Here is a 407-nt window from a genome sequence, read left to right on the forward strand (position 1 = left end):
CCGAGGACGCCCCGCAAGGCACCGGGACCGTGCGCGCCGACGAGGGAGCCGACGCAGGCCGCCCGGAGGGCCCTGCGGGCAGCCCAGAGAGCGCCGCGCACGGCACAGGGACCGAGGCCGCCGCTCAAGGCGCCGGGCCCGAGGGCGCCGACGGGGAAGCCGACGCAGGCCGCGCGAAGGGCCCTGCGGCCGGCCCGGAGGACACCGCGCACGGCACCGGACCCGAGGGCGCTGCGCACACCACCGGGACCGCGCGCGCCGACGGGGAAGCCGACGCAGCCCGCGCGAAGGGCCCTGCGGGCAGCCCGGAGGACGCCGCGCACGGCACCGGACCCGAGGACGCCCCGCAAGGCACCGGGACCGTGCGCGGCGACAGGGGAGCCGACGCAGCCCGCGCGAAGGGCCCT

The 407-nt window shown here is 81.3% G+C and carries 1 pseudogene; it reads left to right on the forward strand.

Going from position 1 to position 407, the window contains the following annotated elements:
- Nucleotides 1-29 precede the first annotated feature (29 nt).
- Nucleotides 30-407 (forward strand): annotated as a pseudogene (locus GTW67_RS37940) (hypothetical protein); the annotation flags it as partial.

Source organism: Streptomyces sp. SID5910, from assembly GCF_009862125.1.
Classification (GTDB): Bacteria; Actinomycetota; Actinomycetes; order Streptomycetales; family Streptomycetaceae; genus Streptomyces.